The 21,975-nt window shown below is 68.9% G+C and carries 23 protein-coding genes; 9 read left to right on the top strand and 14 right to left on the bottom strand.

The features are described from left to right. Positions 1–8: 8 nt before the first annotated feature. Genes ASD43_RS12680 through ASD43_RS12670 form a run of 3 tightly spaced genes read right to left on the bottom strand, consistent with a single transcriptional unit; the run spans position 9 to position 2,562 of the window. Positions 9–680 (bottom strand): response regulator, encoded by a 672-nt coding sequence (locus ASD43_RS12680; RefSeq protein WP_056418112.1) that lies wholly within the window; start codon positions 678–680, stop codon positions 9–11. Next, positions 677–1,936 (bottom strand): sensor histidine kinase, encoded by a 1,260-nt coding sequence (locus tag ASD43_RS12675; protein ID WP_056418109.1) that lies wholly within the window; start codon positions 1,934–1,936, stop codon positions 677–679. The genes ASD43_RS12680 and ASD43_RS12675 overlap by 4 nt, the downstream gene beginning before the upstream one ends. 5 nt (positions 1,937–1,941) lie before the next feature. Then, a complete protein-coding gene (locus ASD43_RS12670) occupies positions 1,942–2,562 on the bottom strand; it encodes a DedA family protein (RefSeq protein WP_056418106.1) in 621 nt (206 codons plus the stop codon). Positions 2,563–2,733: 171 nt separating this feature from the next. On the opposite strand from ASD43_RS12670, the gene ASD43_RS12665 reads away from it, so the two are divergent. Beyond that, positions 2,734–4,332 carry an ABC-F family ATP-binding cassette domain-containing protein gene (locus ASD43_RS12665; protein ID WP_056419623.1) on the top strand — a complete coding sequence of 533 codons (1,599 nt, stop codon included), beginning with the start codon at positions 2,734–2,736 and terminating at the stop codon, positions 4,330–4,332. A 29-nt stretch (positions 4,333–4,361) separates the two neighbouring features. Next, positions 4,362–4,946 (top strand): pyridoxamine 5'-phosphate oxidase family protein, encoded by a 585-nt coding sequence (locus ASD43_RS12660; protein ID WP_235564129.1) that lies wholly within the window; start codon positions 4,362–4,364, stop codon positions 4,944–4,946. 69 nt (positions 4,947–5,015) lie between these two features. Here ASD43_RS12660 and ASD43_RS12655 read toward each other — a convergent pair whose 3' ends face one another. The 3 genes from ASD43_RS12655 to ASD43_RS12640 all read right to left on the bottom strand — a co-directional run bounded on the left by ASD43_RS12655 (position 5,016) and on the right by ASD43_RS12640 (position 7,005). Next, positions 5,016–5,831, bottom strand: a complete 816-nt coding sequence (locus ASD43_RS12655; protein ID WP_056418104.1) for an SURF1 family cytochrome oxidase biogenesis protein — start codon at positions 5,829–5,831, stop codon at positions 5,016–5,018. Positions 5,832–6,018: 187 nt separating this feature from the next. After that, complete coding sequence (locus tag ASD43_RS12645) at positions 6,019–6,375, bottom strand: DUF3099 domain-containing protein (RefSeq protein ID WP_082539384.1); 357 nt, start codon at positions 6,373–6,375, stop codon at positions 6,019–6,021. Positions 6,376–6,426: 51 nt separating this feature from the next. Beyond that, positions 6,427–7,005, bottom strand: a complete 579-nt coding sequence (locus ASD43_RS12640) for a DUF4190 domain-containing protein (RefSeq protein ID WP_056418098.1) — start codon at positions 7,003–7,005, stop codon at positions 6,427–6,429. 133 nt (positions 7,006–7,138) lie between these two features. On the opposite strand from ASD43_RS12640, the gene ASD43_RS12635 reads away from it, so the two are divergent. Beyond that, entirely contained in the window at positions 7,139–7,846 is a 708-nt protein-coding gene (locus ASD43_RS12635) for a beta-ketoacyl-ACP reductase (protein ID WP_056418097.1), read from the top strand. Positions 7,847–7,848: 2 nt separating this feature from the next. On the opposite strand, the gene ASD43_RS12630 is transcribed toward ASD43_RS12635, so the two are convergent. Genes ASD43_RS12630 through glgC form a run of 3 tightly spaced genes read right to left on the bottom strand, consistent with a single transcriptional unit; the run spans position 7,849 to position 10,560 of the window. Further along, on the bottom strand, positions 7,849–8,559 hold the full coding sequence (locus ASD43_RS12630) for an alpha/beta fold hydrolase (protein ID WP_056418094.1): 711 nt from the start codon (positions 8,557–8,559) through the stop codon (positions 7,849–7,851). Between the two features lie 32 nt (positions 8,560–8,591). Beyond that, on the bottom strand, positions 8,592–9,284 hold the full coding sequence (serB, locus tag ASD43_RS12625; RefSeq protein ID WP_082539470.1) for a phosphoserine phosphatase SerB: 693 nt from the start codon (positions 9,282–9,284) through the stop codon (positions 8,592–8,594). Positions 9,285–9,318: 34 nt separating this feature from the next. Continuing rightward, entirely contained in the window at positions 9,319–10,560 is a 1,242-nt protein-coding gene (gene glgC, locus ASD43_RS12620; RefSeq protein WP_056418088.1) for a glucose-1-phosphate adenylyltransferase, read from the bottom strand. A gap of 69 nt (positions 10,561–10,629) precedes the next feature. Between glgC and glgA the strand changes: the two genes are divergently transcribed. From glgA to ASD43_RS12605, 3 genes are all read left to right on the top strand, one after another. Beyond that, positions 10,630–11,814, top strand: coding sequence for a glycogen synthase (gene glgA, locus ASD43_RS12615; RefSeq protein ID WP_056418085.1), 1,185 nt, complete (start codon positions 10,630–10,632; stop codon positions 11,812–11,814). 17 nt (positions 11,815–11,831) lie between these two features. Further along, entirely contained in the window at positions 11,832–12,617 is a 786-nt protein-coding gene (locus ASD43_RS12610) for an ABC transporter ATP-binding protein (RefSeq protein ID WP_056418082.1), read from the top strand. Between the two features lie 91 nt (positions 12,618–12,708). Then, complete coding sequence (locus tag ASD43_RS12605; RefSeq protein WP_045254549.1) at positions 12,709–12,966, top strand: type B 50S ribosomal protein L31; 258 nt, start codon at positions 12,709–12,711, stop codon at positions 12,964–12,966. A gap of 75 nt (positions 12,967–13,041) precedes the next feature. Here the strand turns inward: ASD43_RS12605 and ASD43_RS17240 are convergent, their stop codons facing one another. The 3 genes from ASD43_RS17240 to ASD43_RS12590 are packed head-to-tail and all read right to left on the bottom strand — an operon-like array spanning position 13,042 to position 16,629. After that, entirely contained in the window at positions 13,042–13,323 is a 282-nt protein-coding gene (locus ASD43_RS17240) for a hypothetical protein (protein ID WP_056418078.1), read from the bottom strand. A 53-nt stretch (positions 13,324–13,376) separates the two neighbouring features. Beyond that, positions 13,377–14,624, bottom strand: coding sequence for an alpha/beta fold hydrolase (locus tag ASD43_RS12595; protein ID WP_056418075.1), 1,248 nt, complete (start codon positions 14,622–14,624; stop codon positions 13,377–13,379). Between the two features lies 1 nt (position 14,625). After that, positions 14,626–16,629: a DUF262 domain-containing protein gene (locus ASD43_RS12590; protein WP_056418072.1), complete on the bottom strand. Its 2,004-nt coding sequence runs from the start codon at positions 16,627–16,629 to the stop codon at positions 14,626–14,628. A 176-nt stretch (positions 16,630–16,805) separates the two neighbouring features. Between ASD43_RS12590 and ASD43_RS12585 the strand changes: the two genes are divergently transcribed. Both ASD43_RS12585 and ASD43_RS12580 read left to right on the top strand, forming a co-directional pair. Continuing rightward, positions 16,806–17,579 (top strand): hypothetical protein, encoded by a 774-nt coding sequence (locus tag ASD43_RS12585; RefSeq protein ID WP_056418068.1) that lies wholly within the window; start codon positions 16,806–16,808, stop codon positions 17,577–17,579. A gap of 186 nt (positions 17,580–17,765) precedes the next feature. After that, on the top strand, positions 17,766–18,269 hold the full coding sequence (locus ASD43_RS12580) for a DUF3145 domain-containing protein (RefSeq protein ID WP_056418067.1): 504 nt from the start codon (positions 17,766–17,768) through the stop codon (positions 18,267–18,269). A gap of 136 nt (positions 18,270–18,405) precedes the next feature. Here the strand turns inward: ASD43_RS12580 and yczR are convergent, their stop codons facing one another. Beyond that, complete coding sequence (gene yczR, locus ASD43_RS12575) at positions 18,406–19,809, bottom strand: MocR-like transcription factor YczR (RefSeq protein WP_056418063.1); 1,404 nt, start codon at positions 19,807–19,809, stop codon at positions 18,406–18,408. A 95-nt stretch (positions 19,810–19,904) separates the two neighbouring features. On the opposite strand from yczR, the gene yczE reads away from it, so the two are divergent. Then, positions 19,905–20,561 carry a membrane protein YczE gene (gene yczE, locus ASD43_RS12570; protein WP_056418060.1) on the top strand — a complete coding sequence of 219 codons (657 nt, stop codon included), beginning with the start codon at positions 19,905–19,907 and terminating at the stop codon, positions 20,559–20,561. A gap of 99 nt (positions 20,562–20,660) precedes the next feature. On the opposite strand, the gene ASD43_RS12565 is transcribed toward yczE, so the two are convergent. Further along, positions 20,661–21,899: a beta-ketoacyl-[acyl-carrier-protein] synthase family protein gene (locus ASD43_RS12565; RefSeq protein WP_056418057.1), complete on the bottom strand. Its 1,239-nt coding sequence runs from the start codon at positions 21,897–21,899 to the stop codon at positions 20,661–20,663. Between the last annotated feature and the right edge of the window lie 76 nt (positions 21,900–21,975).

The raw sequence follows: 21,975 nt of genomic DNA, 5'->3' as shown, positions 1-21,975 counted from the left end.
ACCGGTGCTCAGGCCGCGGGTTCGACCAGCCCGGCGTCGTACGCGAGGATCACGGCGTGCACGCGGTCGCGCAGGCCCAGTTTCGCGAGCACCTTGCCGACGTGCGTCTTGACCGTCTGCTCGGCGATGAAGAGGTCGGTGGCGATCTCTCCGTTCGAGCGTCCGCGGCCGATGAGCACGAGCACCTCGCGCTCGCGGTCGGTCAACTCCGCGAGCGCGGTCGCCGCCCGGGGCGTGCGCGGACGTCGTCCCGCGAACTGCTCGATCATCCGTCGAGTGACGCTCGGTGCGAGGAGCGCGTCACCGCCGGCGACCACTCGCACCGCGTGCACGAGCTCCTCGGGCAGCGCGTCTTTCAGCAGGAAGCCGCTGGCCCCCGCCTCGAGCGCGTCGTAGACGTAGTCGTCGATGTCGAAGGTCGTCAGCATCAGGATCCGGGGCACATGCGCCGCAGGATAGCCCGGGGCCAGGATGCGGCGCGTGGCCTCGATGCCGTCCACCTGCGGCATCCGGACGTCCATGAGGATCACATCGGGGTCGAGCCTCGCGGCGAGGGTGACGGCCTCGGCGCCGTCGGCGGCCTGTCCGGTGACCCGGATGCCGTCGTGGGCATCGAGAAGGGCGGCGAAGCCCGCACGGACCATGGCCTGGTCGTCGGCGATGAGGACGCTGATGGTCACGGGATCTCCTGAGTTCGTTCGAGAGGCGCGGGGGGATTCGAGGGCGGGAGCAGGACCGGAAGCGTGGCCGCGACCTCCCAGCCCCCGTCGGACTGCGGCCCCGCCGCGAAGTCGCCGCCGAGCAGCTCGACGCGCTCGCGCATGCCGCGCAGCCCGTACCCGCCGCCTGTCGGGTTCACCGGGACTGCCGCAGCCCCGTTGCGGACGCGGATGCGGACGGTGTCGGCGTCGGACTGCACCCGCACGGTCGCCGGTGCGCCCGCGGCATGCCGCACCGCGTTGCTCAGCGCTTCCTGCGCGATGCGGAAGACGGCGATCTGGACGGACGGCGGTGCCTCGGTCACCGCCCCGGTGATCTCCAGACCGATCGTCACGCCCGCGCGGCGCAGGGTGTCCACCAGAGCCGGTATGTCGTCGATGCCCTGCTGCGGTGCGAGCTCGGCGGTCTGATCCTCGGTGCGCAGCACGCCGAGCATGCGTCTCATCTCGGTCAGTGAGGCGCGCGCTGTGGCCGCGATGCTGTCGAACTCCGCTGATGCGGTATCGCCGATCTCCGGCAGCCGGTACCGTGCCGTCGAGGCCTGTACCTGGATCACCGACATGCTGTGCGCGATGACGTCGTGCAGCTCGCGGGCGATGCGGGTGCGCTCCTCGACGAGGGAGCGCCGGGACTCCTCGAGTGCGGAATGCTCGCGCTCCCGGACGAGCTCGGCCGACACCCGCATCCGTCCCGCGACGAGGATCGCCACCAGGAACACCGCCGCGGCGACGGACACCGTGACGATGAGGTCCGCGGTCGCGGTGCCCGCCGTCTCGGGCGTCGCGACGATCTCCGGACGCAGCAGTGGAGCGGTGAGCGACAGGACCGCTCCGATCGCCAGAGGGAACGCTCCGACCCGCGCGCCGTGGACGTAGGTGGTGACCCCGACGAGGAGCACGAAAGCGAGGAGAGCGGGGACCGACCACGGCCAGGGGGACTCGGTCGCGCGCGTCGGGACCACCAGGAGCGGGAGGGTGAACGAGGCCGCGCAGAACATCCCGATGGCCCAGCGGGGGTGCATGACGGACAGCAGCGGCGCCGTGCACACAGCGGCGGCGAGGATGAACGAGAGGGGGAGAGGCGTGCCGTACAACGCCGTCTGGATCGGCACGAGCACCGAGAAGAGAACGATGCCGGCTGCTCCGATGACGGCCAGGACGACGGTGCGACGTGCGATGCGGGGAGCGCGCGCGATGCGCGGCCGTCGACGTGCCATGACTGTCATCCTGCCAGCTGCGCGACCGGGGCGCGCCGGCGTCGGGCGGCCGCGACTCGATCGATGACGACACCGAGGGCGAGCGCGACGACGACACCCACCCCGGCGCTGACCAGGGGCTGCTCCTGCACCCACGAGCCCGCGAGGAGCCCGATCGTCAGGCTGAGCGCACTCCAGCTCGCACCGGCCACGAGACTCAGTGGCACGAACCGTCGCCAGGGGAAGCGCAGAGCCCCTGCCGACATGTTGACGGCGACGCGCCCGACCGGGATGTAGCGGGCGCCGAGGATCAGCGCTGCGGACCGCTGCGACAGCGCCTGCTCGGCATGGGCGAAGGTCGCGACGACGCGGGGACGCCGCATCCACGACCATCTCGTCGTGCCGAGCCTGCGACCGAGCCCGAATGCGATGTTGTCGCCCACGGCGGCGCCGAGGGCGGCGACCAGACCGAGCGGCAGCAGAGCCCACACGTCGCCCGCGGAGGCGAGCACCGCGGCCGCCGCCACGAGGACGGTCTCGCTCGGCACAGGGGGGAAGAACCCGTCGATGACGGTCACCGCGAACAGCACGGCGTAGAGCCAGGGGGAGGCGACGGTCTGCAGGATGAGCTCGTTGATGACGTCCACCTCAGAAGGTTAGGAATCAGAGGGGCGGCGGGTCATCACCCTGGGGTATCGACCGCATCCCCCCACGGAGGTAGATGTGCGGCGACGCATCGACGGAACACTCAGCGGAGCGATCTATACTGGGAGTTTGGCCGCTCGGCCGATTCCCCCTGAATGAACGGACATCCCGCTGTGCTTGCCGTGCACGAACTCGAGATCCGCGTGGGCGCACGCCTCCTGATGGAGAACGTGTCGTTCCGTGTGAGCGACGGAGACAAGATCGGTCTCGTCGGCCGCAACGGCGCGGGCAAGACCACCCTCACGAAGGTGCTCGCCGGCGACGTGCTTCCGGCCGGGGGCAGTGTCACCCGATCCGGGGAGCTGGGTTATCTTCCGCAGGACCCCCGCTCGGGCAATCCCGAGGACCTCGCCCGCACCCGCATCCTCGATGCGCGCGGTCTCGGGCAGCTCAACCTCGGCATGACGGAAGCGGCTCTCGCCATGGGATCGGACGATCCCGTCGTGGCCGACAAGGCGATGAAGCGCTACGCGCGCCTCACGGAGGAGTTCGAGGGGCAGGGCGGCTACGCGGCCGAAGCCGAAGCCGCGTCGATCGCCAACAACCTGTCTCTGCCCGACCGCATCCTGGACCAGCCGCTGTCGACCCTGTCGGGTGGACAGCGTCGCCGCATCGAGCTCGCGCGGATCCTGTTCTCCGACGCCGAGACGATGATCCTCGACGAGCCCACCAACCACCTCGACGCCGACAGCGTCGTGTGGCTGCGGGAGTTCCTGAAGAACTACAAGGGCGGGCTGATCGTGATCAGCCACGACGTCGAGCTCGTCGGCGAGACGGTCAACCGCGTGTTCTACCTCGATGCGAACCGTCAGATCATCGACACGTACAACATGAACTGGAAGAACTACCTGCGCCAGCGGGTGGCCGACGAGGAGCGCCGCAAGAAGGAGCGCGCCAACGCCGAGAAGAAGGCGACGACACTGCAGCTGCAGGCGGCGCGTTTCGGGGCGAAGGCGTCCAAGGCCGCCGCGGCGCATCAGATGATCGCCCGCGCGGAGAAGCTGCTCGCCGGACTCGACGACGTGCGCCAGGAAGACCGCGTGGCGAAGCTGCGCTTCCCGAAGCCGGCCCCCTGCGGCAAGACCCCGATGATGGCGACCGGGCTGTCGAAGTCCTACGGCTCGCTGGAGATCTTCACCGACGTCGATCTCGCGATCGACCGGGGATCCAAGGTGGTGGTGCTCGGACTCAACGGTGCGGGCAAGACCACGCTGCTGCGCATGCTCGCGGGCGTCGACGAGCCGGACACCGGGCAGCTCGAGCCCGGACACGGCCTCAAGGTCGGCTACTACGCACAGGAGCACGAGAACCTCGACGTCAACCGCTCTGTGCTCGAGAACATGGTCTCGGCGGCGCCGCACATCACCGAGATGGAAGCCCGCAAGGTGCTCGGGTCCTTCCTCTTCACGGGCGACGACGTGCTGAAGCCGGCGGGTGTCCTCTCGGGTGGGGAGAAGACCCGACTCTCGCTCGCGACTCTCGTCGTGTCGTCGGCGAATCTGCTCCTGCTCGACGAGCCGACGAACAACCTCGACCCCGCATCGCGCGAGGAGATCCTCGGAGCGCTCGCGCACTACGAGGGCGCCGTGGTTCTCGTCTCGCACGACCCGGGCGCGGTGCAGTCGCTCAACCCCGAGCGCGTGCTCATCCTGCCCGACGGTGTCGAGGACATCTGGAGCCAGGACTACCAGGACCTCATCGAGCTCGCCTGATCCGGCGCCGAGTGTCGTAGGGTCGAACCGTGACGCATGACGGCTCTGACTCCGACGCCCTCCCGTTGAACGACTGGCTGCGAGGGCGGCACGCGCTCACCGGGACTGCTCCGCAGTGGGATCCGGAGGCGCTGCCGGACGATCCGACGGTTCTCTTCGGCGAGTGGCTGCACGCGGCGGATGCGGCGGGCGTGCCGGAGCCGCACACCGCCACGCTCGCGACGGTCGACGCGGCGGGCGTCCCCGATGCGCGCACGCTCATCCTCAAACGCGTGGACGAGCGCGGGTGGGCGATCGCGAGCACCCGGTCGTCGCGCAAGGGCGCGCAGCTGAGCGCTGCTCCCGCAGCGGCGCTGAACTTCTGGTGGCAGCCTCAGGTCCGTGCCGTACGGGTGCGTGGTCGGGTCGAGGAGGCGAGCGCGGAGGAGAGCGCCGCCGACCTCGCCGCCCGATCTCCGGCCGCGCGCGCGGGCGTGGCCGACGGCGACTGGGTTCTCTGGCGCATCGTCCCCGAGCGCATCGAATTCTGGCAGGGCTCCCGCGATCGCCGACACACGCGGGTGGTGTACGTCCCCGACGGTGCCGGCTGGTCCCGGAGCGTCACGGTCGACTGAGCGTCAGCGTCGACGGAGCGGCACGATCGACTCGGCCGCTCACACGCACGGCTCAGACGTACGGACGGGTCAGACGTTCGCGTCGAGCAGCTCGTCCTCGACGTCGGCGTCCTTGTCGCGTCGACGCGGCGTCTTGACGGGGGCAGGTGCGCCCTCGACCTCCTCGCGATGCTTCACGATCTCGGTGCGGATGATGTATCCGATGAACACGAAGCCCATCAAGGCGAACAGGATCCACTGGATCGCGTACGAGAGATGCGGGCCCGGATCGTCGGTGGGGGAGTCGAACCCGCCGAGGGTTCCCTCTCCGCTCGGGTCCTCGCTGACGATCTGACCGTAGGCGCTGGTGACCACATCTCCCCCCACCATCCCGGCGATCGCAGGGAGGTTGATCGTGGGGACCTGGCCCTCGGGAGCACCGCGACCGGATGCCGGGAGCTGCTCGCCAGGGCGCAGGCGGACGATGACCTCGACCTCACCGGACGGCGGGAGAGGCACGGCATCGGGAGCATCGCCCTCGCCCGGCGGCACCCACCCCCTGTCGACGATGAACACCCGCCCGTCTGCATCACGGAAAGGCACCAGCACCTCGAAGGCGCTCGTACCGCCGTGCGGTCGGTTGCGCACCAGCAGCTGCTCGTCGGGGAGGTACTCGCCGTTCAGCACCACCGGGTGCCAGACGTCTCCGGGGTCGAGCGATCCGTCGGCGCCGATGAGGTCGACGAGGGGCACGGGGTCCGCATCGTAGTTCTTCTCGACGAGAGCGATCTGCTCCGCACGGGTCACGTTGCGTTCGAACTGCCAGTTCGACAGGAACGCGCAGGCGATCGCGAATCCGATCGCGATCAGCACGTAGACGGTCCATCGGCCGAGCCGGGTGCTCATGAGGGGACACCATCTCTCACGGTCACGGGGAAGTCCCGAGCTGACAGGTAGTCGTGGAGGAACTCGACGTGCTCACCGCACGCGAGCCAGATCTTCTCCCGATCGGCGGAGTGGATGCGAGGGTTGCGCCACACCACCTGCTTCGAGGCCGCGCTCCGGCAGCCGGCGCGCGAGCACTGCAGTTCGCTCACTCGTCGTCCCGACGCGTCTCGCGGATCAGGAAGACGCCGGGATCCGATGCCTCGACCACGGGAGCAGGACTGGCGGGCGGTGCCGCCTCGATCTGCTGCACCGGGGACTCCGCGGCGGTCTCGGTGCTGTCGCTTCCCGCATTGGCGAACACGACGGCGATGTAGGGGAGAACCGCTGCGCCTGCGGCGAAGACCCACGTGTACCAGCCGTACGGCTGCACGAACATCATCAGCGCGAAGCAGATGATGCGGATCGTCATCGTGAGCGCGTAGCGGCGCACGCGGTGGTCCGCCTCGGCCTGCGGCGACTGCGGCAGTGAGGTGACAGCCGGGACCTGCGACTTGCTCTTCACGATGAGTCAAGCCTACGCCGGTGCGGACGCTCTGGCGCCCCTTCATGCGGCTCAGGACGAGAAGATGAAGGGCAGTGTGAAGGCGCCGAAGAAGACGATGCTGATGATCGTCATCACGATGCCGATGACGAGGAAGGCGACCATGATGTAGCCCATGATGAGGCCGGCGAAAGCCATGCCGCGTCCGCCGATCGCAGGGTTCTGCTTGGTCTGCTTCAGCGCCATGTGGCCCGTGATCACGGCGATGATCGACGCGAGCAGCGGCACGACCGCCCAGAAGAGGACGACGCCCGCGATTCCGCAGATCAGCGACGTGATCGCGAGTCCGCTGGCGGGACGAGCCGCCGGGTACGCGGGGGCGTAGGTCTGATACCCGGGAGCGGCCGAGCCGTACGGCTGCTGCGGGGGTGCGGGGTAGGTCGGGGCGACGGCGTAGGGCTGCGAGGAAGGCGCTCCGTACGGCTGCGGCGGACCGGGGATCGACGGCGCAGCACCGGGGTAGGCCTGAGTCGGCTGGCCCGTCGTGTCCGCCGGATACGGGGGAGCGGGCGGTGCCGGGGCGAACGGCTGCGCGGGAGGCGGGGTCTGCTGCGGGTCTCCCGAGGAAGTGGGGATGCTGTTGTCGCTCACGTGGTGCCTTTCGTCAGGCTCAGCGTTCCAGCACCGAGGTCCCCTGTCAAACGTGCCGCGGTCGCGGGGGAGCATCCTCGATAGAATCGTCCTCGACCAGGCCCGACCCGCAGTGGCCAGATCAGGAGTGGAAATGAGTTCTCGCGTCGTCCTCGTCACAGGCGGCAACCGCGGCATCGGCCGTGCGATCGCCGAACGATTCGTCAGCGAAGGTTTCCGTGTCGCGGTCACGGCTCGCAGCGGCGAGGGTCCGGAAGGCACGCTGACCGTGCGCGCCGACGTCACCGACGCCGCCGCGATCGACGCGGCGTTCAGCGAGGTCGAGCAGCAGCTCGGACCGATCGAGATCGTCGTCGCCAACGCCGGAATCACCAAGGACACTCTGCTGCTGCGCATGAGCGAAGACGACTTCGACAGCGTCGTGGCCACCAATCTCGGCGGCACGTTCCGGGTGGTCAAGCGCGCGTCCAAGGGCATGCTGCGCGCTCGGTTCGGACGCGTCATCCTGATCTCCAGCGTCGTGGGACTGTACGGGTCCGCGGGACAGGTGAACTACTCGGCGTCCAAGAGCGCGCTCGTCGGATTCGCGCGTTCGCTCACGCGTGAGCTCGGCGGACGTGGCATCACGGCGAACGTCGTCGCGCCGGGGTTCATCGAGACGGACATGACGGCGGAACTGCCGGAGGAGACGCAGAAGCAGTACAAGGCGAACATCCCCGCCGGCCGTTTCGCGACGGCCGACGAGGTGGCCGGCGTCGTGACCTGGCTGGCGGGCGACGACGCCGGCTACATCTCGGGGGCGGTCATCCCGGTCGACGGCGGTCTCGGGATGGGGCACTGACCTCAGCGCCGGACGACCGCCGCATCGATGAGGGTCGCCAGACGACTCGGAACCGAGAACTGCGGCCAATGGCCGGACCCGATCCGCACGACCTCGACGTCGTCGATCGCACGGAACTCGTCGGCGTAGGGCCCCCACTCGGCGAGCTCGGACTCGAGGGTCTCCTGGTCGAAGCCGCCCATGAGCATGGTGACCGGAACACGGTGCCGGCCGCCTGAGGCGAGCTCGATCGGATCGGTGGGCACCCGAGCGGGGACGCTGGCGGTGAGGGGTGCGGTGCGGGCGCGTGTCGCCTCATCGAGGTCGTCGACGTCTTCAGCGGGGAAGTGGTTCCAGCCCGGAAACGGTATGACGCCGTCGACGACCTCGAACTCGCTGATGCCCATGCCGGACGGTGGCGGCACCGTGTCGACGAAGACCACGCGCGACACGGCGTCGGGACGAGCGTCGGCGACGCCCCACGCCACGTTGCCGCCGCCGCTGTGACCGACGACCACGACCGGGCCGCCCGCCGTGTCGACGACCGCGTCGACCGCCGCGACGGCGGCCTCGACCCAGTCCGAGATGCCGATCTCCGAGGACTGATCCGCGGGTTCACCCACCCCAGGCATCGTGAGCGGATGCACCGCGTGCCCCGCCCGTTCGAGATCGGATGTGACGTCGCTCCAGCTCGACGCGTCGAGCCAGAGTCCGGGGATGAGGATGATGTCCATGCGGCGACGATAGACCGAGCCGCCGACATCCGCTACGGAAGCAGCGCGATGACCTCGGACAGGTCCTGAGGGCCGACGACGATGCTGGCGGCCGCACGCACCGCGGGCTTGGCGTTGAAGGCCACGCCGAGGCCCGCCGCGGCCATCATCTGCAGATCGTTGGCGCCGTCTCCGATGGCGATGGTCGCGTGGCGGGGGACTCCCAGCTCGTCCGCCCACTCGCGCAACGACGCCGCCTTGGCCGCGGCGTCGACGATGGCGCCGTCGACGCGACCGGACAGGGCGCCGTCGACGACGTCGAGCCGATTCGCGCGCCACCGGTCGACGCCCAGACCCGGAGCCACGTCGTCGAGGATCTCGTGGAAACCTCCGGAGACGACGCCGACGACTCCGCCCCGTGCATGCACGGCGGAGGTCAGCTCGCGCACCCCCGGGGTCGGCTCGATCCGGGCGAGCACTCGCGGGAATGCGGAGACCGGGACCCCCTCGAGGGCGGCGACCCGCGAGCGCAGACTCGTCGCGAAGTCGATCTCGCCGCGCATCGCCGCCTCGGTCGCGGCCTGCACCTCGGCGCGGCGCCCCGCTTCGTCGGCGATCAGTTCGATCACCTCGTTGCGGATCAGGGTGGAATCGGCATCGAGGACGACGAGGAAGCGCGCAGAGGTCACGGCTTCGAGCCTAGCGACAGCGACACCGCCCGGCGGACGACCACGGGATGCCGTGATCGTCCGCCGGGCGGCGTCGGAGGAGCTTTCGGGCTCAGCGTTCGATGAAGAGTCCCTTGCCCACGACCGTGATCCCCGATTCGGTGACCGTGAAGCCCCGAGCGAGGTCTCGCTCGCGATCGACACCGACCGTCGCCCCGTCGGCGAGCACGACGTTCTTGTCGAGGATCGCGCGGTGCACGCGGGAGCCCGCACCGACCCGCACGCCGTCGAAGACGACGGAGTCGGTGATGGTGGAACCGCCGCCCGCAAGGGTCCACGGCCCGACCACGCTGCGTTCGAGGTGCGTTCCGGACAGCACGGACCCGAGCGACACGATCGAGTCGATCGCATTGCCGATGCGCCCCACGGAGTCGCGCACGAACTTCGCAGGCGGGGAGTTGACCGCCTGCGAGTGGATCGGCCACTCCATGTTGTACAGGTTGAAGATCGGCAGGGTCGAGATCAGGTCCATGTGGGCGTCGAAGAAGGAATCGATCGTACCCACATCGCGCCAGTAGGAGCGGTCTCGCGGCGACGACCCGGGGACGTCGTTCTGCTTCATGTCGTAGTAGCCGGCCTCGCCGCGGTCGACGAAGTACGGCACGATGTCGCCGCCCATGTCGTGCCCCGAGGTGGGAGACTCCCCATCGGCCTCGACCGCAGCGATCAGCGCGTCGGCGTCGAAGATGTAGTTGCCCATGGATGCGAGGACCTCGTGCGGAGAGTCCTCGAGTCCCGTGGCATCGGTGGGCTTCTCGAGGAACTGCTTGATGCGACCCGACTGCGTGTCCGCGTCGATCACGCCGAACTGCGATGCCATCGAGATGGGCTGACGGATGCCGGCGACGGTGGCCTTCGCGCCGGACTCGATGTGCGCGTCGAGCATCTGGCGGAAGTCCATGCGGTACACGTGGTCGGCGCCGATCACCACGACGATGTCGGGCTTCTCGTCGTTGATCAGGTTCATGCTCTGCAGGATCGCGTCGGCCGAGCCCGAGAACCAGCGCTTGCCCAGGCGCTGCTGGGCGGGCACGGACGCGACGTACGAGTCGAGCAGCGCGGACATCCGCCAGGTCTGGGAGATGTGCCGGTCGAGGCTGTGCGACTTGTACTGGGTGAGCACGACGATCTGCCGGAGACCGGAGTTGATGAGGTTCGAGATCGCGAAATCTATCAGGCGGTACTGTCCACCGAAAGGCACGGCAGGTTTGGCACGGTCACCCGTGAGGGGCATGAGACGCTTACCCTCGCCGCCGGCGAGGATGATGCCGAAGATCTTCTTTGGAGCGGACATGCACCTACCATAGAGGCGAATCGACCCGCCGAACTAGCATCTGGACAAGTGAGTCACTACCGTCTAACCATGCGCGTCGAGATGATCACGAAGGAATACCCGCCGGAGATCTACGGAGGTGCCGGAGTGCACGTCGCGGAGCTCGTCACGGCGCTGCGACACAGCATCGACGTGCAGGTGCGGGCTTTCGGTTCGCCCCGAGATGAGGCGGGTACGTCCGCCTACCGGACCCCCTCCGAACTCGCCTCCGCGAACGCCGCGCTGCAGACGCTGGGCACGGATCTCGAGATCGTCGCGGCGATCTCCGACGCCGACCTCGTGCACAGCCACACCTGGTACGCGAACTTCGCGGGTCACCTCGCGTCGCAGCTGCACGGCATCCCGCACGTGCTCACCGCCCACAGTCTCGAGCCACTGCGGCCCTGGAAGGCCGAGCAGCTCGGAGGCGGCTACGCGGTCTCCAGCGGGATCGAGAAGCTGGCGTACGAGAACGCCGCCGCGGTCATCGCGGTGAGCGCGGGCATGCGCGCGGACATCCTGCGCAGCTACCCGTCGGTGGACCCGGCGAAGGTCCGGGTGATCCACAACGGCATCGACGTGGAGCGGTGGCGTCCGGTGCAGAACCCCGCGTTCCTCGAGTCCGTGGGAATCGACCCGTCGCGTCCGTCCGTCGTCTTCGTCGGCAGGATCACCCGTCAGAAGGGCCTGCCGTACCTGCTGCAGGCGGCGCGACTGCTTCCCCCGGAGGTGCAGCTGATCCTGTGCGCGGGTGCGCCCGACACCGCCGAGATCATGGCGGAGGTGCAGGAGGGGGTGAAGCTCCTGCAGCAGACCAGGGAGGGAGTGGTCTGGATCGAGCGGATGCTGCCGCGCGACGAGCTCTCCGCCATCCTCACCGCCGCCACCACGTTCGTCTGCCCCTCCGTCTACGAGCCGCTCGGGATCGTCAACCTCGAGGCCATGGCGTGCGGCGCCGCCGTCGTCGGGACCGCGACCGGTGGAATCCCCGAGGTCGTCGCCGACGGCGTGACGGGGCGCCTGGTGCCGATCGAGCAGGTGCAGGACGGCACCGGCACGCCGGTCGACCCCGAGCGCTACGTCGCGGATCTCGCGCGGGTGCTGACAGAGGTGACCTCCGATCCCGAGCGTGCACGCGCGTACGGCGAGGCCGGTCGGGAGAGGGCTCGCGACGAGTTCAGCTGGGGAGCGATCGCCGACACCACGCGCGCGCTGTACGCGGAGCTCACCGCCTGAGCCGATAGGCTGGAGGCATGTCGAGCGCCCTGGAATTCACCGACGTCGTCGTGCGCCGCGAGGGGCGCGACATCATCGATCACGTGACCTGGCAGGTCGACGATGATCAGCGGTGGGTGATCCTCGGCCCCAACGGCGCAGGCAAGACCACGCTGCTCCAGCTCGCCGACACGCTGATGCATCCGACCTCGGGAACCGTCACCGTGCTGGGGGAGACCCTCGGCCGGACCGACGTGTTCGAGCTGCGCCCGCGGATCGGCTTCGCCTCTTCGGCGATGGCCAAGCGCGTTCCGCGCGACGAGACGGTTCTGAACACCGTGCTCACGGCGGCCTTCTCGGTGCTCGGACGGTGGAACGAGGGCTACGAGGACATCGACGAGCGTCGCGCGCTGCGTGTCCTCGCGGACTGGCGCCTCGATCACCTCGCCGAGCGCACGTTCGGAACGCTGAGCGACGGAGAGCAGAAGCGCGTCCAGATCGCCCGCGCGGTGATGACGGACCCCGAGCTGCTGCTGCTCGACGAGCCGACCGCGTCGCTCGACCTCGGTTCGAGGGAAGAACTGCTGGCCCTGCTGAGCGGGTACGCGTCGTCGCCGACGACTCCGGCCATGCTGATGGTCACCCACCACGTCGAGGAGATCCCCGTCGGGTTCACCCATGTGCTCCTCATGCGCGAGGGACGGATCGTGGCCGCGGGCCCGATCGCCGAGACCCTCACCGCCGACGCGCTGACCGAGGCGTTCGGCATGCCGATCGTGCTCAGCAGCGAAGACGGCCGCTACGCCGCTCGCGCAGCATCCTGACGAGCATCTGGTAGGATCGATCCTTGGTGCGTCGTGCACCGCAGACTTCCCTCGTCCCTGGCACAATCCAGGGCAGCAACTAAGGAATCCCATGAAGACTGACATTCACCCCGTGTACAAGGACGTCGTGTTCCGCGACCTCGGCTCGGGCGAGACGTTCCGCACCCGCTCGACGGTGTCCAGCGACAAGACGATCGAGCTCGACGGTGTCGAGTACCCCGTCATCGACGTCGAGATCTCGTCGGCCTCGCACCCGTTCTACACGGGCAAGCAGCGCATCATGGACTCGGCCGGCCGCGTCGAGAAGTTCAACCAGCGCTTCAAGGGCTTCGGCGGCTCGTCCAAGTAAGGACATCGCCACCACGAAGGCCCCGGTTCTCGGAACCGGGGCCCTCGTCGTATCCGGCGGCCGGGCCGGACGGACTCAGAGGTCGATCGTGATGCGGTCGCCGCGGATGCTGTGGGGCGGGTCGCCCGCCACCGGGGCAGGAGCCATGCGCTTCGTCTGACGATCGCGCTCGATGCCGGCGCCATGGGCCGACGGCATCCAGATCGCGTCGAACGATCCGCCCAGTCCACCGCCGGAGCTCTCGTACTTCCGCTCGAGGGGCACGCGCGAATACACGGCCACGATCACGATCACGACCGCGATCACGACCAGGAGCATGATCGCCACGGTCAGAAGCATCCCCACCGTCTCAGCCATGTGTCCAGGCTAGAAGACTCTTCCGCCGCCGGCATCCGCCCACGGGATGATCCTCAGCGGATGCGCCGTCCGTGAGCGAGGTCGATCAGACGACTGAGGACGGGGCCGGAGCGGAGACCGTTGTGCTCGTGCTCGCTCGTCACCCACAGTGCGATTCCCGGGAGCAGCCCCGCGGTCTCGAGCGAGTACTCCAGGGGGACGTAGACGTCGTTCGCGTAGACCGCCGCGGCTCCGGTCGCCCCGGACGCCTCGATCGCCACCCGGTCGTAGAGGCGCGGCCACTCGAACTCGGCGAGCTCCAGTGTCACCTCGCGCCAGGGTCGGAATGCGGGAACCGTCTCGGTCCACTCGCGACGGATGTGCTCGCCGGTGAAGAGGGTGACGTCCTCGCGGAAGTCGTCGGGCTCGACACGCTCGGCCGACCACCGCGTCGCGTGGCCGTCGGCATAGCTCGACTCGTGGAAGGCGAAGTAGAGCGGATTGCGGCCGCTGTACGGCATCGCGTGCATGAGGTCGTGACGGAAGGCGTTCGACCTGTGGTCGCGCTCGAGAAGCGACCACAGCGTCTGCCACCCCTCGTTCATGCCGAGGGCGGACCCCACCGATCGCAGACGCGAGCGGGACACCACTTCACCGTCCGGCAGGACGATGTCGCCGGCATCCGCGTGATCCACCAGTCTGCGCATGCGATCGCGGTGCTCGGGGAACCGACGGTAGTAGCGCTCGGAGGCGTCGCGCATCTTGCTGTAGCAGAGGGCGTAGACGTCGTCCGGGTGTCGGCCGATCGCACTCAGGCCGCCCGTGATGAAGACATCGGCCAGCGAGGCGGCATGGGTCGACAGATATGCGAGCGATGTGAATCCGCCGAACGACTGACCCAGCACGCTCCAGGTGATCGCACCGAGGTGCTCGCGCATCGCCTCGCAGTCGCGCACGATGGCATCGGCGCGCAGGTGGGTCAGATACTCGGCGACGGCGGCCGAGCCCTCGGCCAGGTCGTCGTCTCCGACCGGAGTCGACAGGCCGGTGCCGCGCTGGTCCAGCATGACCACGCGGTAGTGGGCGAGAGCCTCGTCGAGCCAGGGCGGTGCTGTCGACGAATGGAACGGGCGGGGCGCCTCGTGGCCCGGTCCGCCCTGGAGGTAGACGAGGAAGGGCAGCGAGTCGCCTCCGTCGCGGGTCACGACGCGCGCGAAGATCTCGATCGTGCGGGTGTCGGCGGGGTCGTCCCACACGAGCGGGACGGTCAGAGTGTGCTCTTCGACGGCGAGGTCGAGCAGACGATGGATGGTCGTGGTCATGTCACATCACATTCCCGATGTAGGAGTACTTCACGAAGACCTCCGAGGCGATGTCCGCCTCCTGGAGCACGCCCTGCACAGCGCTCATCATGTACGTGGAATCCCACCCCATGTACAGGTGATGGGTGTCGTCGAGCCGGTCCCACTGCCCCTTCCACGCGGTCCCGTCGTAGATCGGTCCGCCGTGCGCGGCGCAGTACGAGACCGCCGCAGCGCGGGTGTCGGTCCACGCACGTCGGAAGACGCGGTTGAACAGATGCCGGACGTCGTAGACCTCCCAGCGCTCTCCGCGGTATTCGACGTACTCGAACTCGCGCTCCCAGCCCGCGGGCCAGCCACGGCGCCGCACGGCGTCGAGGATCGGGGTCAGACCGTCGTCGTCGATCTCGGTGAGCGCGGGCCGCGCCCAGATGCGCAGGAGCTCGGCCGTGAGCCGCACGGTGCGCTGCGAGATCATGGCCGTTCCCCAGGTCTCGGTCGACTGCAGCGCCGCGGTCTCGGGAACCGCGCTGCGCGCATACGCCGAGGTGCGCTTCACGGCGTACGGCTCCCCGAAGTACCGCTCCGACAGGCTCTGCTCCAGCAGCGTCAGGTTGCCGAGCGTGGGCGCCAGCGCACGGTGGGCGTTTCGCTCGTCGTCGGAGTAGTCGATCCATTCGCGCGCTCCGTCGCCCGACCAGCTGTCGCTGGGAACGGTCGGGACGATGTGCTCGACGTCGAATCCGTCCGTGTCCTCGACGCCCTCCAGGCGACCGAGAACGTACGCCGGGTGGGGGAGCTCGCTGTACTTGAGCACCGCGCTGACCCGCTCGTCCGAGGGGGTGATGCGTGCGAAGGCCCTCTCGAGCGCGTCGGGTCCGTCGACGCGCGCACGGCAGAGCCGGGCGACGAGACGTTCATTGGGCAGGTTGACGAGCGTCCGTCGCAGGTACATCGCCTGGATCCGCTCCAGGGTGCGGATCAGCTCGTCACGCGGGATGAGCCCCTTGGCGTGGTCGCTGTAGACGCTCAGGACGAGCGGATAGGAGGCACGACCGAAGGTGTTCACGAATCGCAGCTGCCGCGCGATCTCGGAGTCCTTCTCGAGAGAGGGATCCAGCAGGATGCCGTAGATCTCCGCGTAGTGCCGCCACACCTCGGCATCCGCCTGCAGATGGTCCACGTCGACGCGCGGGAACGACTGTCGGAACGCGCTGTACACCCCGTGCTCGCCGTTCGCGGCGACCTCGCGTCCCGTCGTCATCACGAGGTAGTGCCGCCAGAACGCGGCGATGTTCTCGCCCGCGTGGCGTTCGATGGGAAGCCAGAACCGGGCCTCGACGTCGAGCTGCTCGGTGTGCGTGAGGCCCATCAGGATGTAGTTGTGGATGAGCTCGTGATCGCGCAGCGGTTCGCCCGTCGAGTTCAGGCTCTCGAAGATCTGCTGAGCGTTCGCACCTGCGCCGAGCGTGATGGACACGTGCTCGAGGCGCTGCAGGCCCTGCCAGATCGTCGCCGCCTCATCGGCATGCACCTGGCTGCGGAAGAAGGCGTAGTTGTCGTCGAAACGCGACTCGCGATCGGCGTGGTCGCCCCGATCCAGCACCACCGACTCGTAGAGCTCGGCCCATTCGTCGTGCGGACGCAGCTTCGTCCTGCGGGGATCGTCGGGGCGCACCAGGACGCGGTCCAGTTCCGCGGCGAGCTCGGGAGCGCTGTCGCGCACCGCGTGCTGCAGGGCGGCCACGAGCAGCATGATCGTGGTGATCCGCTGCTGACCGTCGATCAGCACGAGCTCGGTGTCGGCGTCGGAATCGTCGGCGGCCGAGAGGATCGAGCCGATGAAGTGGCGGTGCGACGAGTTCTCGCGGGCGACGGCACGCACATCGGAGAGCAACTGCTCGCAGCCGCCGATGTCCCACCGATACTGCCGCTGATACACCGGGACGACGATGGTCGTGGAGTCCTCTGCGAGCCACTCGATCGTATTGACAGCTGTCGCCTCGACGTTCGTCGCAGTGCTCATGCTGGTGTCTCGTCCTCCCGTAACGCGCGGCGCCGAGGAGTCGCCAGGCGCCCGATTCAGTCTATTCGCTTATTCACGGCGGGCTTCGGCGGCGCTCCAGAGGCGCCCTGTTAGGCTTGCCTTATCAGGGCCTGTTAAAACGTGCTGGCCCCCGATGAGAGGATCTGGTTCAGATCATGGGATACATCAAGTCCGCCGCCCTCGAAGACAAGGGCTTCGTCGTTCTCGACAGCTACGACCAGGAGCTCGACCCCAAGGAGTGGCTCGACATCGAGTACAACGACTGGAAGTCGTCGGGCGACACCCGCTTCGCGCCGCTCGCGAGCGCCAAGGGTGAGATCGAGTGCAACGGCTTCTGGAATCACAAGCCGCCGCGCACCGACAAGGACGGCGTCTGGATCGACTCCCAGACCGCCAAGGCCCCGAACCTGACGCGTCGCGCGCAGGAGCCCGGTGCGAACGTCGGTCGCTGCCGTGTCATCGAGCTGCAGCCCACGCCCTACGGCGAGTGCCTGTACAACCTCCACCAGGATGACAACAACCGTCTGAACCCGGACGGCACCGGATGGGTCGTCCGCGGCTTCTTCAACCTCAGCGACGACAAGGACAGCTTCTTCGTCCTGCGCGAGAACCGCACCGACCCGAGCGTCGAATACCGCATCGCGCTGCCGGCAGGAGCGCAGCTCATCGTCGACACGCAGCGTCTGTGGCACGCGGCGACCCACGTGGGCAGCGAGCCGCGGTACTGCCTCATCACGTCGTGGACCTCGGGCCCCGAGCTCGACGCGTACATCGAGAAGTACAACGGCACCGACGACGTGCCGAACGTCGAGGTCCCGCAGGACGTCCTCGAGGCCGGATACGCCGAGCAGGCCCGTCGCGACGCCGCCCGCGCCGCGTACTACGCGGCGAAGGGCCAGCAGGTCAAGCAGGCCATGAGCGAGGCGTGATTCTCGTCTGACTCCGTGCAGTCAGGCGCGAAGGCCCCGGTCCCCGTGACCGGGGCCTTCGTCGTCGAATCACATGCTTGTGATTTCGACTGGTCTGGGCGAGAATAGGCGCATAACCGCATATTCACGCCAGTTCTCGGTGTTTCAGGTCGTTGGGGAAGACGCACCTGATGAAACGGAGAGATCATGGCGACGGCTTACGCACGCGGAGTGGTTTTCGTCCACTCTGCCCCTCGCGCGCTCTGCCCGCACCTGGAATGGGCGGTCGGACGCGCTATCGGTCGTGCTGTGAACTTCGACTGGAGCGAACAGCCGGTGCTCGACGGTGCTCGACGCGCGGAGTTCTACTGGGACGGCCCGGTCGGCACGGGAGCCGCTCTGGCGACGGCGATCCGCGGCTGGGAGCACCTGCGCTTCGAGGTGACCGAGGACCCGACGCCCCGCAGCGACGGTGGCCGATGGCTGCACACGCCCGATCTCGGCATCCACTATGCGCAGACCGATGCGGCGGGCAACATTGTGATCGGCGAAGACCGCATCCGCTACGCGATGGAGATCGCCGCGGGCAGTGCGACCGAGCTGCAGCGCGAGCTCGACATCGCGCTGGGCTCTGCCTGGGACGAGGAGCTGGAGCCGTTCCGTCACGCCAGCGACGATGCGCGCGTCGTCTGGCTGCACAAGGTGGGCTAGAGCCCGACACAGACCTGGAGCGGGAAGGCGCGAGTATCGGATGCCGGTGACATGTCCCGGACGCCGAGAATGCGAATCCCCGCTCCACATGACGAAGACCCCGTCCCTGATCCAGGGACGGGGTCCTCGTCTGTACTCAGATGACGGCCGCGCGGGGCGCTTCCTCGTCGGACGTCGCCCCTCCGCTCATCACGTGGGACCAGGCGCGGCCCAGACGCTCCATCGCCTCCGTCGTGCGTTCGGGAGAGAGCGTGATGGGGATCCGCAGTCGGCGTTCCAGCACTCCGCCGGTGGTGAAGCGCGGCCCTGGCGGCACGATCAGCCCGTGCCGCCGTGCCGCGAGCGACAGCTCGGTCGATACGGGGGCGCCGAGATCGAGCCAGGTCGAGAGTCCGCCTCTCGTGGGCGGCATCGCGACGCCGCCGAGCGCCCCGAGGCCGGACGCCACGGCCGCCCTGCCTGCGCGAAGGCGCGACGCCACATGGGCGGTGAGAGCCGGCATGTCCTGCAGCAGCTCGACGGCGATGCACTGCTCGAGCAGCGCTGTGCCGAGTTCGAACGAGGGGCGGGTGGCGAGCAGTCGGGAGATGAGCGCGCGGTCCGCGCGGATCCAGCCGATCCGCAGACCGCCCCAGGCGATCTTCGACATGGACCCCACCGTGATCACCTGTGGGCTGTGGGCGGACATGGGCAGGGGAGTCCAGCCGCGATCGATGTCGAGCTCGGCGGTCGTCTCGTCGACGATCACATGCGTCCCCGTGCTCCGCGCCGTCGTCGCGATGCGGGAGCGCTCGGCGTCGCTCATGGTCGCCCCGGTCGGATTGTGGAAGTCGGGGATCAGATAGGCGACGTGCGGGCGGCTCCGCAGGAGGGTGTCGGTGACATGGCGCTCGTCCCAGCCGGTGACCTCGACGGGCGTGGGGAGCATCCGGTAGCCGTACCGGTGCAGCGCCTCGAGTGCGTGCGGAAAGGTGGGCTGCTCGACCAGGGCGCGTTCACCGCGGCGTCCGATCGTGGCGAGGATCAGGTTGAAGGCGTTGACCGCGCCGGAGGTGATGATGATCTCATCGGGATCGGTCTCGACGCCGCGATCGGTGAACCGGGCGGCGACGGCGTCGCGCAGCTCGGGCAGACCACGCAGCGAGTATCCGCTGGTCCCGCGCAACGCCGCGAGGCGAGGCAGCGACCTCACCGTCGCGTCATAGAGCCCCGGAGTCGAATCCATCGAGGCGATGGAGAGGTCGATCGCGTCGTCATCGTCGGGGTCGGCGAGGCGGTGCGCCGTATGCGGCAGCGCGACCCGCGTGCTCCCGCCGTGTCGACGCACCACGTAGCCGTCGCCCTCGAGGAGCCCGTAGACGCGGGTCGTCGTCGATCGGGAGCGGCGCAGTTCGAGCGCCAGGGCCCGTTCGCTGGGCAGCCGCTCCCCGACGGTCAACCGGCCGTCGAGGATCAACGCGCGGATCTGCTCCGCCAGGGATGCGGCGGTGGCGCCGGCGGCGTGCTGCCCACCCAGCTGCTCGACGAGTCGTGAGGCCATACTCCCATGATGCCGCAAAGTGGACTGGTGTTCGCAGGCCACTTTCCTTCGAGTGGTCTGGACTCGTGCGCGTCGCGACAGGCCACGATGGAACGATGCAGCTCCGTTCCCTCTTCCTGCCGATCTCCGCGACCAGTCGACGCGACCTCGTCGAGCGCGTCGTGCAGCTGCTGGTCGGTCTCTTCCTCTACGGCGTCGCGCTGGGGCTGATGGTGCACGGCGGCATCGGGGTGGCACCCTGGGACGTCCTCGCCCTCGGCGTGGCCGGCCAGACCGGAATCGGATACGGGGCTGTCACCGTGCTCGTGTCGATCCTCGTGCTGGTGCTGTGGATCCCGCTGCGGCAGCGTGTCGGGCTCGGCACACTCCTCAACGCCCTGCTCGTGGGGCCGAGCGCCGATCTCGCGCTCGCGCTGATCCCCGAGCCGCCGTCGGTCTGGGTCGGCGCGCCCATGTTCGTGGCCGGTCTCGTGCTCCTCGCGTTCGCGACGGGACTGTACATCGCCGCGGACTTCGGTCCGGGTCCGCGCGACGGGCTCATGACGGGTCTCGTCCGCCGGACGGGGTGGCCGGTGTGGCTCGTCCGCACCCTCATCGAGGGGAGCGTGCTGGCCATCGGGTTCCTGCTCGGCGGCCCGGTGGGTGTCGGCACCGTGCTCTTCGCCTTCGGCGTCGGGCCGTTGGTCGGCTGGTTCCTGCCCTGGACGACGCGGCTCCGCCAGACGCGGTCGCGCCAGCTGGCGCGAGCCTGACGCACGCACACTGACGCACCGACGCACTGACGCACGAGAGCGGCCCCCGGGAATCCCCGGGGGCCGCTCTCGTGCATCGACGTCTGTCGTGCCGCGGTGTCAGTCGGCGTTGGAGAACACGGCGACCGCGTTGTGGCCGCCGAAGCCGAAGGAGTTGCTGATCGCGTACAGCGTGCCCTCGCCGAGAGGCTGCGCCTCACCCGACAGCCTGAACGGCACGGCCGGGTCGGGCTCGGTCATGTTGATGGTCGGAGGAGCGACGCGGTCGCGCAGCGCGAGGAGCGCGAAGATCGCCTCGAGTGCTCCGGTGCCACCGAGCAGGTGGCCGGTGGAGGCCTTGGTCGCCGAGACGGGAATCTCGTCGATCCGCTCGCCGAACACCTTGCGGAGCGCGACGTACTCGTTGGGGTCGCCCACCGGGGTCGACGTCGCGTGCGCGTTGATGTGCGCGACCTGGTCGGCCGTGATCCCGGCCTCGTCGAGCGCCTGCGTGACCGCACGCGCGGCTCCGGTCCCCTCGGGGTCATTGCCGGTGATGTGGTACGCGTCGGCCGTGACGCCGCCGCCGAGCACGTAGCCGTAGATCTTCGCGCCGCGCGCCTTGGCGTGCTCCTCGGTCTCGAGGATGAGGGCCGCAGCGCCTTCGCCCATGACGAAGCCGTCACGGTCGATCGCGCCGGGGCGTGATGCGGTCGCGGGGTCGTCGTTGCGCCGCGAGAGCGCCTGCGCCGAGGCGAAGGACGCCATGGTGATCGGGTGGATGGCCGATTCGGTGCCACCGGCGATCACGACGTCGGCCAGGCCGTCCTGCAGGTGGTGGAACGCATGGATGATCGACTCGGTGCTGGAGGCGCAGGCGCTCACCACGGTCTGCGCGTACGCGCGCGCCTGGAACTGCAGCGAGAGGTTGCCCGCCGCCGCGTTCGGCATCAGCATCGGAACGGTCAGGGGCATCACCCGACGCGGACCCTTCTCGCGCAGGGTGTCCCAGGCGTCGAGGAGCGTCCAGAGGCCGCCGATGCCGGTGGCGAAATCGACGCCGAGTCGCTCGGGGGCGACCTCGGGCTCACCCGCATCCGCCCAGGCCTCACGGGCCGCGATGAGGGCGAACTGCGATGAGGGGTCGAGCCGCTTCGCCTCGTGGCGGGGCAGGACCTCCTCCGGCCGCACGATCGCCTCGGCGGCGAAGGTGACGGGAAGCTCGTACTGCTGCACCCAGTCGTGCTCGAGGGTGCGGGTTCCGGACTGCCCTGCGAGCAGGTTGGTCCAGTTCTCGGGTGCTGTCCCGCCGATGGCGGACGTGGCGCCGATGCCGGTGACGACGATGCGCTTGGTCATGAGTGGTTCCTTAACGGGCGGGTCGAGCAGGGAGAGGGCAAGGCGGAGGATGCCACACCCCGCGGATGCGGGGGTG

It is taken from the genome of Microbacterium sp. Root553 (genome assembly GCF_001426995.1).
In the GTDB taxonomy this organism is placed as follows: domain Bacteria; phylum Actinomycetota; class Actinomycetes; order Actinomycetales; family Microbacteriaceae; genus Microbacterium.
This window is presented reverse-complemented; position numbering and strand designations above follow the sequence as displayed.

Coding starts and splice junctions, on each gene's coding strand:
- ASD43_RS12675 (WP_056418109.1), bottom strand. CDS start 1,936: ATGGCACGTCGACGGCCGCGCATCGCGCGCGCTCCCCGCATCGCACGT.
- ASD43_RS12655 (WP_056418104.1), bottom strand. CDS start 5,831: ATGAGCACCCGGCTCGGCCGATGGACCGTCTACGTGCTGATCGCGATC.
- ASD43_RS12635 (WP_056418097.1), top strand. CDS start 7,139: ATGAGTTCTCGCGTCGTCCTCGTCACAGGCGGCAACCGCGGCATCGGC.
- ASD43_RS12630 (WP_056418094.1), bottom strand. CDS start 8,559: ATGGACATCATCCTCATCCCCGGACTCTGGCTCGACGCGTCGAGCTGG.
- glgC (WP_056418088.1), bottom strand. CDS start 10,560: ATGTCCGCTCCAAAGAAGATCTTCGGCATCATCCTCGCCGGCGGCGAG.
- glgA (WP_056418085.1), top strand. CDS start 10,630: ATGCGCGTCGAGATGATCACGAAGGAATACCCGCCGGAGATCTACGGA.
- ASD43_RS12610 (WP_056418082.1), top strand. CDS start 11,832: ATGTCGAGCGCCCTGGAATTCACCGACGTCGTCGTGCGCCGCGAGGGG.
- ASD43_RS12605 (WP_045254549.1), top strand. CDS start 12,709: ATGAAGACTGACATTCACCCCGTGTACAAGGACGTCGTGTTCCGCGAC.
- ASD43_RS17240 (WP_056418078.1), bottom strand. CDS start 13,323: ATGGCTGAGACGGTGGGGATGCTTCTGACCGTGGCGATCATGCTCCTG.
- ASD43_RS12595 (WP_056418075.1), bottom strand. CDS start 14,624: ATGACCACGACCATCCATCGTCTGCTCGACCTCGCCGTCGAAGAGCAC.
- ASD43_RS12590 (WP_056418072.1), bottom strand. CDS start 16,629: ATGAGCACTGCGACGAACGTCGAGGCGACAGCTGTCAATACGATCGAG.
- ASD43_RS12585 (WP_056418068.1), top strand. CDS start 16,806: ATGGGATACATCAAGTCCGCCGCCCTCGAAGACAAGGGCTTCGTCGTT.
- ASD43_RS12580 (WP_056418067.1), top strand. CDS start 17,766: ATGGCGACGGCTTACGCACGCGGAGTGGTTTTCGTCCACTCTGCCCCT.
- yczR (WP_056418063.1), bottom strand. CDS start 19,809: ATGGCCTCACGACTCGTCGAGCAGCTGGGTGGGCAGCACGCCGCCGGC.
- yczE (WP_056418060.1), top strand. CDS start 19,905: ATGCAGCTCCGTTCCCTCTTCCTGCCGATCTCCGCGACCAGTCGACGC.
- ASD43_RS12565 (WP_056418057.1), bottom strand. CDS start 21,899: ATGACCAAGCGCATCGTCGTCACCGGCATCGGCGCCACGTCCGCCATC.